The organism is Bradyrhizobium sp. HKCCYLS3077, assembly GCF_051167555.1.
GTDB lineage: Bacteria > Pseudomonadota > Alphaproteobacteria > Rhizobiales > Xanthobacteraceae > Bradyrhizobium.
The window spans coordinates 820,860-833,212 of sequence record NZ_JBNPTH010000004.1 but is presented as its reverse complement, the minus strand read 5'-3'; the positions used below and the strand labels follow the sequence as shown (position 1 = coordinate 833,212).

Annotated in this window: 12 protein-coding genes; 8 read left to right on the top strand and 4 right to left on the bottom strand. The window is 67.1% G+C overall.

The genetic code is table 11. From position 1 onward, the window contains the following. Positions 1 to 51 precede the first annotated feature (51 nt). From ACQR0Z_RS20070 to ACQR0Z_RS20050, 5 genes are all read left to right on the top strand, one after another. The gene (locus ACQR0Z_RS20070; RefSeq protein WP_434875764.1) at positions 52 to 705 is read left to right on the top strand and encodes a tetratricopeptide repeat protein; all 654 of its coding nucleotides are present in this window, start codon (positions 52 to 54) and stop codon (positions 703 to 705) included. Between the two features lie 45 nt (positions 706 to 750). Next, positions 751 to 1,284 (top strand): hypothetical protein, encoded by a 534-nt coding sequence (locus ACQR0Z_RS20065; RefSeq protein ID WP_434862444.1) that lies wholly within the window; start codon positions 751 to 753, stop codon positions 1,282 to 1,284. An 84-nt stretch (positions 1,285 to 1,368) separates the two neighbouring features. Further along, positions 1,369 to 2,739 (top strand): ribosome biogenesis GTPase Der, encoded by a 1,371-nt coding sequence (gene der, locus ACQR0Z_RS20060; RefSeq protein WP_434919756.1) that lies wholly within the window; start codon positions 1,369 to 1,371, stop codon positions 2,737 to 2,739. A 243-nt stretch (positions 2,740 to 2,982) separates the two neighbouring features. After that, complete coding sequence (locus ACQR0Z_RS20055; RefSeq protein ID WP_434919755.1) at positions 2,983 to 4,116, top strand: helix-turn-helix transcriptional regulator; 1,134 nt, start codon at positions 2,983 to 2,985, stop codon at positions 4,114 to 4,116. A gap of 81 nt (positions 4,117 to 4,197) precedes the next feature. Continuing rightward, positions 4,198 to 5,466, top strand: coding sequence for a TCR/Tet family MFS transporter (locus ACQR0Z_RS20050; RefSeq protein WP_434875768.1), 1,269 nt, complete (start codon positions 4,198 to 4,200; stop codon positions 5,464 to 5,466). A gap of 104 nt (positions 5,467 to 5,570) precedes the next feature. Here ACQR0Z_RS20050 and ACQR0Z_RS20045 read toward each other — a convergent pair whose 3' ends face one another. The 3 genes from ACQR0Z_RS20045 to ACQR0Z_RS20035 form a co-directional block, all read right to left on the bottom strand. Continuing rightward, positions 5,571 to 6,797: an ABC transporter substrate-binding protein gene (locus ACQR0Z_RS20045; RefSeq protein WP_434862448.1), complete on the bottom strand. Its 1,227-nt coding sequence runs from the start codon at positions 6,795 to 6,797 to the stop codon at positions 5,571 to 5,573. Between the two features lie 144 nt (positions 6,798 to 6,941). Continuing rightward, positions 6,942 to 8,078 carry a hypothetical protein gene (locus ACQR0Z_RS20040; protein WP_434862449.1) on the bottom strand — a complete coding sequence of 379 codons (1,137 nt, stop codon included), beginning with the start codon at positions 8,076 to 8,078 and terminating at the stop codon, positions 6,942 to 6,944. Positions 8,079 to 8,170: 92 nt separating this feature from the next. Further along, complete coding sequence (locus ACQR0Z_RS20035; protein WP_434862450.1) at positions 8,171 to 8,791, bottom strand: TetR/AcrR family transcriptional regulator; 621 nt, start codon at positions 8,789 to 8,791, stop codon at positions 8,171 to 8,173. A gap of 178 nt (positions 8,792 to 8,969) precedes the next feature. Between ACQR0Z_RS20035 and ACQR0Z_RS20030 the strand changes: the two genes are divergently transcribed. From ACQR0Z_RS20030 to ACQR0Z_RS20020, 3 genes are read left to right on the top strand one after another with little or no spacing between them, the layout of a single operon-like run. Continuing rightward, positions 8,970 to 9,860 carry a DUF3313 family protein gene (locus ACQR0Z_RS20030; RefSeq protein ID WP_434919754.1) on the top strand — a complete coding sequence of 297 codons (891 nt, stop codon included), beginning with the start codon at positions 8,970 to 8,972 and terminating at the stop codon, positions 9,858 to 9,860. Further along, positions 9,857 to 11,095, top strand: a complete 1,239-nt coding sequence (locus ACQR0Z_RS20025) for a patatin-like phospholipase family protein (RefSeq protein ID WP_434919753.1) — start codon at positions 9,857 to 9,859, stop codon at positions 11,093 to 11,095. Before ACQR0Z_RS20030 ends, ACQR0Z_RS20025 begins: the two co-directional genes overlap by 4 nt. Before the next feature lie 56 nt (positions 11,096 to 11,151). Next, complete coding sequence (locus ACQR0Z_RS20020) at positions 11,152 to 11,409, top strand: hypothetical protein (protein ID WP_434919752.1); 258 nt, start codon at positions 11,152 to 11,154, stop codon at positions 11,407 to 11,409. Between the two features lie 190 nt (positions 11,410 to 11,599). Here the strand turns inward: ACQR0Z_RS20020 and ACQR0Z_RS20015 are convergent, their stop codons facing one another. Then, a complete protein-coding gene (locus ACQR0Z_RS20015; protein ID WP_434861201.1) occupies positions 11,600 to 12,343 on the bottom strand; it encodes an SDR family NAD(P)-dependent oxidoreductase in 744 nt (247 codons plus the stop codon). Positions 12,344 to 12,353: the final 10 nt, after the last annotated feature.

Genomic DNA, 12,353 nt, shown 5'->3' with positions numbered 1-12,353 from the left:
CCTCACGACCACTGGCGCGCGCTCCTAGCGAACCTGACGGGATGTTCATAAGTGTCTGAATTTATTGATGAAGTAGACGAGGAGGTCCGCCGGGAACAGCTCAAGAAGCTGTGGGACCGCTACTCCATCTACATCATTGCGGTCGCCGTGCTGATCATTGCCGGCGTCGGTGGTTGGCGTGGATACCAGTATGTCGAGGGCCAGAAGGCCGCCGAGGCGGGGTCTGCCTTCAACAAGGCGATCGAGCTGTCCGAGCAGAACAAGCACGCCGAGGCCGAAAAGGCCTTTGCCGACGTGGCGGCCACTGCCCCGTCCGGCTACCGCATGCTCGCCCGATTCCATCAGGCTGCCGAAGCCGCGGTGCGCGACAAGGCGGCTGCTGTCAAACTCTATGACGACCTCGCCGCCGATCGCAGCATCGGCGCGGAGCAGCAGTCGATGGCGCGGCTGCGCGCGGCTGGCCTGCTGGTCGATACCGCGCCCTATGGCGACCTGAAGCCGCGCCTCGAGGGCGATACGGTGGCGGGCGCGCCATTCCGGCACGCCGCCCGCGAGCTGCTGGCCCTGTCGGCCTGGAAGGCCAATGACGCCGCGGCGGCCCGCCAATGGCTCGACATGATTTCGCTGGATGCTGAGACGCCGCCCGGCCTGCGCTCGCGCGCCGAAGCGCTGCAGGCGCTGCTGCCTGCCGTGGCCAAAAGCTGATCGCTGATATCGCGACGGCGAAACTGACCGGATTGGAAGACGACCATGCGCCGCCAACGTCTCATCGCCTTGACCGTCCTTGTCGCGCTCACGGGCGCTCTCGGCGGCTGCGCCAGCGGCGGCAGCTTCGACCCGTCCGACATGCTCGACTTCCTCGATACCAAGAAGAAGCTGCCGGGTGACCGCAAGCCAGTGTTCCCCGAGGGCGTCCCCGGTCTCGAGCAGGGCGTGCCGAAGGAGCTCTACAAGGGCGCGCAGCAGCAGAACGCCGATCCGGCCGCCCAGGCCGCCGTGCCGCCGCCGGCTCCTGCCGAGGAGCCGAAGGCCAAGAAGGGCGCCAAGGGCCGGCAGCAGGCCGCCGTGAGCAATCCGACGTCGGCCGATCCGCAGGACGGCGAGGCCGCCGCGGTCGAGGAGGGGGCCGCCGCCGTGCCGCCCGCGCCCAAGCCCAAGAAGATCGTCCGCCGCCGGACCACCGCACCGCCGCCGGACGACGCGGCCCCCGTGCAGCAGCCGCCGGCCCAGCGGTCCAGCGGCGGTTTCCCGGCGCCGATGCCGAGCGGCTCGTTCAGCCGTTAATCTAAGGCCCGCGAATCCAGCGATCAGGCGTTCGGTTTTGCGCTCCGATGCGCTAAAGCTGCGCGCTCACGCGCACGGAACATCATGTCCTTCACCATCGCCATCATCGGCCGACCCAATGTCGGCAAATCGACCCTGTTCAACCGCCTGGTTGGGCAGAAGCTGGCGCTCGTCGACGACATGCCGGGCGTCACCCGCGACCGCCGCGAGGGCGAGGCGAAGCTCGGCGACCTCCATTTCACGATCATCGACACCGCCGGTCTCGACGAGGGCCCGAAGGGCTCGCTGACGGCGCGCATGCAGGAGCAGACGGAGACGGCGATCGCACTCGCCGACGCGCTGTTCTTCGTGATCGACGCCCGCATTGGTCTCACGCCGGCCGACCGCGCCTTCGCCGATTTCGCCCGCCGCGCCGACAAGCCGGTGCTGCTGCTCGCCAACAAGAGCGAGGGCAAGCATGGCGAACTCGGCGCGATGGAGTCCTACGCGCTCGGGCTCGGCGATCCCATCCAGATCTCCGCCGAGCACGGCGAGGGCATGGGCGAGCTCTACGACGCGCTGAGCCGGATCGTGCCCGAGAGCGAGGACGAAGACGACGAGCGCGAGGAGACCGACGAGGAGCGCGCCAACAGGCCGATCCGCGTCGCCATCGTCGGCCGCCCCAATGCCGGCAAGTCGACCCTGATCAATCATTTGCTCGGCGAGGAGCGGCTGCTGACCAGCCCCGAGGCCGGCACGACTCGCGACTCGATCGCGGTCGAAATCGAGCACAAGGGCCGCAGCTTTCGCGTCTTCGACACCGCCGGCCTGCGCCGCCGGTCGCGGATCGAGGAGAAGCTGGAGAAGCTCTCGGTGGCCGACGCGCTGCGCGCGGTGCGCTTCGCCGAGGTCGTCGTGCTGATGATGGATGCGCAGCACCGCTTCGAGGAGCAGGATCTTCGCATCGCCGATCTGGTCGAGCGCGAGGGCCGGGCACTGGTGCTCGCCGTCAACAAATGGGACCTGATGGAAGCCCAGCCCGGCCAGATCTCGATGCTGCGCCGGGATGCCGACCACTGGCTGCCGCAGGTGGCGGGCGTGCCGATCGTCGCGGTGTCCGGGCTGATGGGCGAGGGCATCGACCGCCTGATGCAGGCGATCGTGGAGGCCTATGCGGTGTGGAACCGGCGCGTGCCGACGTCGGCGCTGAACCGTTGGTTCGAAGGGGCGATAGCCAACAATCCGCCGCCGGCGGTGTCCGGCCGCCGTCTCAAGCTGAACTACATCACCCAGACCAAGGCGCGGCCGCCGAGCTTCGTGCTGTTCTGCTCGCGCGCGGACGCAATCCCGCAATCCTATCTGCGCTATCTCACCAACTCGATGCGCGAGACCTTCGAGCTGCCGGGCACCCCGGTGCGCATCACCCTGCGCGAGAAGGCCAACCCGTTCGCGCACAAGCGCAAGCGGCCGAACTAGGCCGGCTGATCAGCAAGCGCTGCCTGCTGCTCCGCAGGGCAGCGTGACCATCGGCACATTCCCGTCGCTCCCGATAGCGCTAACCCGTGCCTCGCCCCGTCATGTCGACGAGGCGACTGGGATTTCGCTGTGGCCTCGCGTTTCGTCGCGTCCGTCCAAGCTCACGGCCTCCTGCGATCGTATGAGATCGCATGGCGGTGAGCTGTCGGGCGCGCGGCCTGAAGGAGGCGAGGAGAGGTTGCGATGGCGCAGGCCGACGAGTTGCTCGATCTGATCGGAGACATCTACCATGCCGCGCTCGATGCCTCGCGCTGGCCCGATGTCGTCGGCCGTGCCGGACGGTTCGTCGGCGGGCAGGTGGCCTCGATCTTCTCCAAGAGCCCGATCGCCGGCGGCGGCGACGTGCTTTGCCAGTCCGGCATCGATCCGCATTATTGCCGCTTGTACTTCGAGAAATACGTCAAGCTTGACCCGGCCACGACCGGGCAGTACTTCGCCGAGGTCGGGCAGCCGATCGCCGTGTCCGACCTGATGCCGCAGGATGAGCTGCGCGAGAGCCGGTTCTATCAGGAATGGGCGGCGCCGCAGGGCATGGTCGATTTCATCTCGACGGTGATCGACAAGTCGGCGACGACGGCCGCGCTGTTCGGCGTGTTCCGCTTCGAGCAGGATGGTCTCGCCGATGATGCCGCGCGCATGCGCATGCAACTGATCGCGCCGCATATCCGCCGCGCCGTGCTGGTGGGGCGGCTGATCGATCTGAAATCCGCGGAGGCCCAGGCCTTTGGCGCGGCGCTGGAGCGCATGACCGTGGGCGTCGGCCTGGTCGACCGGCTCGGGCGGCTGGTGCATGCCAATGCCGCCGCGCGTGCTTTGCTCGAGGCTGGCGATCCGCTGTTCACGCGCGATGGCCGCGTCGCGGTCCGCGATGGCCGCTCCGATCAGGCGTTGCAGGATCTCATCACGAGATGCGCGGCGGGCGACGCGGCGCTCGGCACGGGCGGCTCGGCGATGCTGATGACGGCGCAGGATGGCACGCATCACATCGCGCATGTGCTGCCGCTGACGTCGCACGCGCGCCGTGCGGTCGGACGGATGGTCGAGGCGACTGCGGCGATCTTCGTCCGCAACGCAGCGCTCGAACCGCCGCAGGCGCCCGAACTGATCGCGAAGGCCTATCGGCTCACGCCCGCCGAATTGCGGGTGCTGCTCGGCATCGTCGATGTCGGCGGGGTTCCCGAGGTCGCCGACCTCCTGGGCGTGGCCGAGACCACTATCAAGACCCATCTGCGCCGCGTCTTCACCAAGACGGGGGCGGCGCGGCAGGCCGACCTCGTGAAGCTCACGGCCGGCTTCGCTCTGCCGGTGTCCGCCTGACGCCCGCCGATTGCTGGTCCCGATGGCGCATGTATAAAGCGGCGCCCGCGTCCGCCGGACGGCGGCAAACCAGGGGCCGCGATGGTCGAGACCGGACTGACGAGTTCCGCTGACGTGCCGTCGCCGCAGGCACCGCGCCGCGGCGCGGTCGCCTTCATCTTCGTCACCATCCTGCTCGACATGCTCGCGCTCGGGCTGATCATGCCGATCCTGCCGAAGCTGATCGAGAGCTTCGTCGGCAACGACACCGCGAGCGCGGCGCGCATCTTCGGCCTGTTCGGCACCGCCTGGGCGGCGATGCAGTTCGTGTTCTCGCCGGTGCTCGGCAGCCTGTCCGATCGGTTCGGCAGGCGTCCGGTGATCCTGCTGTCGAACTTCGGCCTCGCCGCGGACTACGTGCTGATGGCGCTGGCGCCGTCGCTCGCCTGGCTGTTCGTCGGGCGGCTGATCTCAGGCGTCACCTCGGCCAGCATCTCCACCGCCTTCGCCTATATCGCCGACCTGACGCCGCCTGAGCGGCGCGCCGCGATCTTCGGCCGCATTGGCGCAGCTTTCGGTGCCGGCTTCGTGCTCGGCCCCGCCACCGGAGGTCTGCTCGGCGACATCGATCCGCGGCTGCCGTTCTGGGCCGCGGCAGGCCTCAGCTTCGCCAACGCGCTCTACGGCCTGCTGGTGCTACCGGAGTCGCTGCCATCGGAGCGGCGCAGCCCGTTCCGCTGGCGCAGCGCCAACCCGCTGGGCGCGCTGCGCCTGCTGGGCTCGGATCGCATCCTCGCGGGATTGTCGACCGTCAACTTCATCACCCAGCTCGCCCATGTCGTGCTGCCCTCGACCTTCGTGCTCTACGCCACCTATCGCTATGGCTGGGACACGCGCACGGTCGGGCTCACGCTCGCGATGGTCGGCGTTTGCGCGATGATCGTGCAGGGCGGGGCGATCGGGCCGATCGTGCGGATTTTCGGCGAACGCGGCGCGCTGATGCTGGGACTGTCCGCGGGCATGGTCGGCTTCTTCATCTTCGGCGCGGCGCCGACCGGACCGCTGAGCTGGCTCGGCATTCCCGTGATGGCGCTGTGGGGCGTCTCGGGCGCGGCGCTGCAGGCGCTGATGACGCGGCTGGTGGCACCGGACAAACAGGGGCAGTTGCAGGGCGCGACGTCGAGCGTGCAGAGCGTGGCGCAGCTTGCGGGGCCCTTCCTGTTCACGCTGAGCTTCGCTTATTTCATCGGTAGCAGTGCGCCGCTGCATCTGCCCGGCGCGCCGTTCCTGCTGGCGTCTGCGCTGATGATCGTCGCGATCGTGATCGCAGTGCGGACGCTGCGGGCGGCCAACGAAAAACCCTCATCCTGAGACGCGCCCGCGAAGCGTCTGGGATGGGGGTTGATCGAGATCGGGGCCTCATGGTTCGAGACGGCGCTGCGCGCCTCCTCACCATGAGGATCTGGAGATGAGGCCTACTTCTTCACCAGCGGGCACTCGCTGGCTTCGAGCGGCTTGGCGGCATCCTCGGGAGCGATGGTCGCGACCAGCTTGTAATAGTCCCACGGATATTTGGATTCATCCGGCTTCTTGACCTCGAACAGATAGGCCGGGATCAGGCGGCGGCCGTCGGCGCGCAGCGGGCCCTTGCCGAACAGCGGATCGTCGGTCGGGATCTCCTTCATCTTGGCCACGACCTTGGCGCCGTCATGCGGATTGCCGCCGAGCGCTTCGAGCGCCTTCAGGTAATGCAGCGTGCCGGCGTAGTTGCCCGCCACCGTCATCGACGGCATCGTGCCCTTCGGCGACAGCTTCTGGAAGCGCTTCGACCATTCGCGGGTCTTGTCGTTGAGATCCCAGTAGAAGGATTCCGTGAACGTCAGGCCCTGCGCGACCTTCAAGCCCAGCGCATGCACGTCGTTGACGAACAGCAGCAGCGCGGCGAGCTTCTGGCCGCCCTGGACGATGCCGAACTCGGAGGCCTGCTTGATCGAGTTGGTGGTGTCACCGCCGGCATTGGCGAGGCCGATGACCTTGGCCTTCGACGACTGCGCCTGCAGCAGGAAGGACGAGAAGTCGGCGGTGTTGAGCGGATGCTTGACCGAGCCCAGCACCTTGCCGCCATTGGCGGTGACGACGGCCGAGGTATCGCGCTCCAGCGCCGCGCCGAAGGCGTAGTCCGCGGTGAGGAAGAACCAGCTGTCGCCGCCCGCCTTGGTCAGCGCCTTGCCGGTGCCGTTCGCCAGCATGTAGGTGTCGTAGGTGAAGGAGATCGTGTTGGCGTTGCAGGCCTTGCCGGTGAGGTCGGCGGTCGCGGCGCCCGAGTTCAGCAGGATCGAGTTCTTCTCCTTGACCAGGTTGGAGACGGCCAGCGCGACGCCGGAGTTCGGCGTGTCCATGATCACATCGACCTTCTGGGTGTCGATCCACTGCCGGCCGATATTGACGCCGATGTCGGGCTTGTTCTGGTGATCGCCGCTGATGACCTCGATGGTCCAGCCCTTGGCCTTCAGGCCGGAATCCTCGACCGCCATGTTGACGGCCGCGACCGAGTTCGGGCCGCCGATGTCGGCATAAAGGCTCGACATGTCGTTGAGCACGCCGATCTTGACGACCTTGTCGTCGGCGAAGGCGGAACCGGCAAAGCTGAGAGCGGTGGCAGCAAGCAGCGCGGCAATGCGCCGCGCATGAGACGTCGTCATCAAAGTCCTCCCTGGTGTCGTGTCGCGGCGGGGCATCTTGGGCGCCCTTTGCCGTCTGCCATCCTGATTAGCCGGTCTTGTGAGTTGCGGCAATGCGCCAAAAGGGGGGAGGACCGCCCAAGCTTTGGGCGGATGGCGCAAGCGTTAACGCAGCGCGTCCGAGGTCAGCCTGAATTTCTGGATGCGCTTTCCGGTGTCGACCTCGGCGGTATAAACGTTGCCCTGCTTGTCGACCGCCATGGCATGGACCCAGTGGAATTGGCCGGCATTGCGGCCGTTGTGGCCGAAGCTTCCGACCACCTGGCCGTCGGCTCGCCGGATGATCCGGATCTCGTTGTTCTCGCCATCGGCCGACAACAAATAAGTCTGCTTCGGGTCGGGCCAGATCGCAATGTCCCACACCGCGCCATTGCCGAGGGTGTTTTTTTCGAAGAACCATTCGGTCACGAAGGTGCCATCCTTCTTGAACACCTGGATGCGGTCGTTGATGCGGTCGCAGACATAGACCAGGCCGTCGTCCGCGAGCTTCACGCAGTGCACGGGATTGCCGAACTGCTGCGACACCGGCGCCTTGGGATCATAGGCCGGCTGCTTCGCATCATCAGGCACACGGCCATAGGCGCCCCAATGGCGCTTGTAGGCGAGCGTCGTCGCATCGAACACGATGACACGCCTGTTGCCGTAGCCGTCGGCGACGTAGATCTCGTTGGCTTCCTTGTCGATCGCGGTCTCCGCGGGCTTGCCGAGCTGCGTGGTGTCGTTCGAGCCCTTGCTCGGTGCGATCGCTCCGATCTGTGCGACGAATTGGCCGTCGAGGGTGAATTTCAGGATGGCGTTGTCATTGTCGGCATTGCCGCCGATCCAGACGAAGCCGCGCTCGTCGACCTCGATGCCGTGCTCGCGGCCGACCCATTCATAGCCGGGACCGGGCCCGCCCCAGGCGCGCAGCAGATTGCCGTCGGCATCGAATTCGAGCACAGGCGGCGCAGGGATGCAGCATTTGGAGCGCGGCGGATTGAGTGCCGCACCCTTCTCGTCGTCAGTCAGCGAACGCGGCCGGTGGATGACCCAGACGTGGCCTTGCGCATCGACGGTGATGCCGCCGACCTGGCCGAGGATCCAGTTGTTGGGAAGCTGCTTCGGCCAGGACGGCTCGACGGCGAAGGCCGGGATGTCGGCGGCGCCGGCGCTGCGCGGCAGCAGGAGAATGGTGGCTGCTAGCGCGGAGACTAGCGTCATCAGGGCAAGATTGAGCGCGCGTCTGCGCGGTGCTCGCGTCATGGCATCCTCCCCGAGATCGGCTGCGACCGGCCGCTTGTTGCAAGCAGTCAATCGTGCGCAGGGGAGGGTGTCAATTGAAGTGCAGGCGGGCGTCAGCTGTGAGCGGCCGTGTGCCTGGTCGCCGCGGGCGGCGCAAGGAAGCGTCTCAGCATGATCCGCAGATGCGCGCTGCTCGCCGGAATGTCGACGGCCGGATTGCGGATCGGCAGCGCGCGGGCGCCGTCGACGATGGCGAGCAGAAGATTGGCCGTCGCCTCGGGATCGAGCCCGGCATCGATCTCGCCACGCTGCTGCGCCTGGACGATGAACTCGACCAGGAGCGTACGCATCGCGCACGTCTGGGCGTGGACGATCGCCGCGAAGTCGGGATTGCGGCAGGCCTCCGCCAGCGCCTCGGTGCTGAGCATCTGGGCCTGCGGCTGGTGGAGGCTGGTGTTTTCGAGTTCCTGCACCAGCGCGTCGATCACATCAGGCGCTGCCAGCACGGCCTGGAGCCGGGCCTCGGCATGGCTGAGGTTGATCTCGACCAGCGCCTGGATCACGGCCTCCTTGCTCGGGAAGTAGTGATAGAGGTGGCCCGGGCTGATTTTGGCCGCAGCGCAGATGTCGGTGGTGCTGGCGCCGTGAAACCCGCTCCTGACGAAGCATGACAGCGCCGCCTGGAGAATCTCCCGGCGCTTCTGTTCATGCTTGACCGGATCGACCTTCCGCATCGCTTCAATTCCGTCGCCCAACTCTCGCCAAAATCGCGGGCTCCCGACAACTCATTGTAATATAAAATAATATTTCGCGCCGCTGTAATCTAGAGAATTTGATCTAGCTTTGTTGGACAAGCGCCGAGGCTTGTGAGAATAAATAGAGTAAGTTCTCTATCAATGGAATTCCCGCGTCATGCGTGTCGCATCGCTGCAATGGACGGCGCTTCTCTCGGTGGCCCTGTCGCAGTCGGGTTGCGCGACCGCACCGCTGGAACGCGCCGGTTCGCTGCGGAATTACGACCGGCTCGCTGACGCCAACGGTCTCGTGACCCGGGCTCAGATCAAGGCCAACAAGCAAGAGTTGATCGAAGCGAAGACCATCCGGATCGAGCCGACCGCATTTCCGCCGCGTCCCGACGTCACCCTTGACGAATCCGAGCGCAAGCTGGTGGCCAATGTGATCAGCCGCGAAATGTGCCTGCGCTTGAGCGAGCGCTTCCGCATCGTCTCGCCGGGAGAGGATTCCGACCTGACGGTGAAGGCGACCGTGACTCATGCGACCGCCACCAACGCGACCGCATCCGCGGCCTCGCAGGCGGCCTCGGTCGCCAAGAGCGTGGCGCTTCCGGGCGTGCCGGTGCCCGTGCCGCGGCTGCCGGTCGGGCTGGGAACATTGTCGGTCGAGGCCGAGGCGCGCAACTTCGCCGGCTTCCAGGCCGCGGCGATGGTGTGGGCGCGCGGCGCCAGTTCGGTCTCGACGGCCCGCATGGCCAATGACGGCGATGCCTACGATCTCGCGTCCGAGTTCGGTGCCGATTTCGCCAGGCTGGTGTCGACCGGCGAGTCGCCGTTCGGCGGCCTGCCGTCGCTGCCGTCGGCGTCGAGCCTGCCAGCCAAGCTGGGCGGCGCGCCGAAATATGCCGCGTGCGAGCAGTTCGGGCGCTTTCCGGGCGTGAAGGGGTTTGTCGGTGCCGGTCTCGGCCTGCCTCCGGCCTGGACCGACAAGGGCGCCGAGGAGGCGAGCTCCACAGCGCAACCGCCGCCGCCGATGGTCGCGAGCATGGAGCAGAAGCCCGCGCGATGACCCCGGCCGTTGATGTCCGCACCGTCGTTTCGCGTGTGTTGCTGACGCTTGCCGTCGCGCTGCCGCTGGCGGCCTGCGCCGCCATCGTGCCGCGCAATGCCGCGCCCGAGCTTGCGGCCGCCAGCGCCGAGCCGGTCGGTTTTCGCGACGTGCGCTATTGGGGCGATGAGCCGGCGCCGCGCTTTGCCGAAGCTTCCGTGCAGCGCGCCTCGGCCGTGCTTCCGGCCCAGCGCTCGCTGAACTTTCTGGCGATCTCCGGCGGCGCGGAGAACGGCGCGTTCGGCGCCGGGCTGCTGGTCGGCTGGAGCGAGGCCGGCAACCGGCCGAACTTCGACATGGTGACCGGCGTGAGCTCCGGCGCGCTGATCGCGCCATTCGTCTTCCTCGGCCGCGCGCATGACGACCGGCTGCAGGAGGTGTTCACAGCCTATGAGCGCAAGGACATCTTCACCTCCAACATTCCCGGCCTGCTGCAAGGCACCGCGCTCGCCGACAACACGCCGCTGTCGCGGCTGATCGAGAAATACGTCGATCGCGACTTCCTGCGCGACGTCGCCCGTGAGAGCGCCAAGGGCCGGGTGCTGCTTGTCGGCACCACCAATCTCGATGCGCAGCGGCCGGTGCTGTGGGACATGGGCCGCGTCGCCGCCGCCGACACGCCGGAGGCGATCGAGCTGTTCCGCAAGGTGCTGCTGGCCTCGGCGACGGTGCCCGGCGCGTTCGCGCCGGTACGCATCAAGGTGCGGATCGGCGACAAGGATTATGACGAGCTGCATGTCGACGGCGGTGTGACCCGGCAGGTCTTCATCGGACCCTCGGTGCTGCGCCTCGTCTCCGGCCGCGGCCCGCGCCGCAGCGTGAACGGCGCGCATCTCTACGTCATCCGCAATGCCCGCATCGATCCGCAATTCGAGAGCGTCGGTGCCGACATGCTCTCGGTGACGCAGCGCTCGCTCGCCACGCTGATCAAGAACCAGGGCATCGGCGATATCTACCGGATCTACTCGGTGGCGAAGTTCAACGGCATCGACTTCAACCTCGCCAGCGTGCCCGGCGATTTCCAGGTCAAGGCCGACGGCCCGTTCGACCGCACCTACATGACCGCTTTGTTCGATCGCGGCCGCGACATGGGCCGCAGCGGCTATCCCTGGGTGAAGGCGCTGCCGGGACTGCAGTCCAATGAGCATGGCATCACGGCGCAGAGTTCGGCGCCCACGATGGCGCTCGCGCGATGATGTCGCCTCGTGGTCTATCAACGATGGGGCGGACGGCGCTCGCGGCCGCGCTGTTGATGCCGCTCCTGCTCGGCGGCTGCACAACGACCGGCACGACGCCGACGTCCGACAGCGCGCAATACGGCGCCGCGTACAACTATCTCCCCGTCAACGACGTGCCGCATGATGATCAGCGTCCGGTGCTGACCACGGAGCAGCAGGAGAAGCTGCGCAAGGAGTTGGCGGCCGTGCGCGATCGCCAAGTGCCGGCGGCGGTGAAGGCCACCGCCGCAAAATCGGCGCCAGCAAGTTCTTCCACCTCTACTGTGAAATAGCCGCGGCTCACATCACGCGCTTCATCTTCAGGCGAGATGGTTCTCCACCCCGTCATTGCGAGCGCAGCGAAGCAATCCAGAGTCTTCGCGGGACCCCTCTGGATTGCTTCGCTGCGCTCGCAATGACGGAGGATAGAGGAATGGACGCTCTCGACAGTCGTTGTTCAGGATGTACTTGGCAAGCGGACGACTACGCCGGCGGCTGAAAACTCTTCAGCGTGCGGGTCTTGTACTCGTAGATCTTGCCGGTCTCGGTCCAGGACGGCAGACACATCGGCAGGATGAACTCGGCGACCTGCTCGGGCGTCTCCAGCGTCATCGGGTCCTCGCCGGGCATCACCGTGGCGCGCATGCGGGTGCGGATCGGGCCCGGGCTAAACAGATTGACGCGGAGCGGCGTGCGCTCGGTCTCGTGGGCCCAGACGCGCGCCAGGGTCTCCAGCGCGGCCTTCGTGACGGCGTAGGGGCCGAGATAAGCCTGGGCCTTATGGGCGGCGCCCGAGGTCAGGAACACCGCGCGGCCGGCGTCGGAGGCCTTCAGCAGCGGCTCCATGCAGCGGATCAGCTGGAAATTGGCGGAGAGGTTGACGGCGACCACGTCGTTCCACGGCTTCAAATCGATATGGCCGAGCGGCGAGGACGGGCCGGGCACGGCGGCGTTGCCGACGAGGATGTCGAGCTTGCCGTGGCGCTCATGCAGCGCCGCGCCGAGCCGGGCGATGCCGTCGCTGTCGGTCATGCTGAGCGGCACCAAAGTGGCGCCGTTGCCGGTGTCTTTCCGGATCTCGTCGTCGAGCTCCTCCAGCCCTCCTTGCGTGCGGGCGACGGCCACGACATGCGCGCCGGCGCGGGCGAGCGCACGGGCGGTCGCATGGCCGATGCCGCGCGAGGCGCCGGTGACGAGGGCAATCCGATTGGCGAGGGGAAGGGTCATGGCCGCAGGT

Coding starts and splice junctions, on each gene's coding strand:
- ACQR0Z_RS20015 (WP_434861201.1), bottom strand. CDS start 12,343: ATGACCCTTCCCCTCGCCAATCGGATTGCCCTCGTCACCGGCGCCTCG.
- ACQR0Z_RS20050 (WP_434875768.1), top strand. CDS start 4,198: ATGGTCGAGACCGGACTGACGAGTTCCGCTGACGTGCCGTCGCCGCAG.
- ACQR0Z_RS20045 (WP_434862448.1), bottom strand. CDS start 6,797: ATGACGACGTCTCATGCGCGGCGCATTGCCGCGCTGCTTGCTGCCACC.
- ACQR0Z_RS20035 (WP_434862450.1), bottom strand. CDS start 8,791: ATGCGGAAGGTCGATCCGGTCAAGCATGAACAGAAGCGCCGGGAGATT.
- ACQR0Z_RS20025 (WP_434919753.1), top strand. CDS start 9,857: ATGACCCCGGCCGTTGATGTCCGCACCGTCGTTTCGCGTGTGTTGCTG.
- ACQR0Z_RS20040 (WP_434862449.1), bottom strand. CDS start 8,078: ATGACGCGAGCACCGCGCAGACGCGCGCTCAATCTTGCCCTGATGACG.
- ACQR0Z_RS20030 (WP_434919754.1), top strand. CDS start 8,970: ATGCGTGTCGCATCGCTGCAATGGACGGCGCTTCTCTCGGTGGCCCTG.
- der (WP_434919756.1), top strand. CDS start 1,369: ATGTCCTTCACCATCGCCATCATCGGCCGACCCAATGTCGGCAAATCG.
- ACQR0Z_RS20020 (WP_434919752.1), top strand. CDS start 11,152: ATGCCGCTCCTGCTCGGCGGCTGCACAACGACCGGCACGACGCCGACG.
- ACQR0Z_RS20055 (WP_434919755.1), top strand. CDS start 2,983: ATGGCGCAGGCCGACGAGTTGCTCGATCTGATCGGAGACATCTACCAT.
- ACQR0Z_RS20065 (WP_434862444.1), top strand. CDS start 751: ATGCGCCGCCAACGTCTCATCGCCTTGACCGTCCTTGTCGCGCTCACG.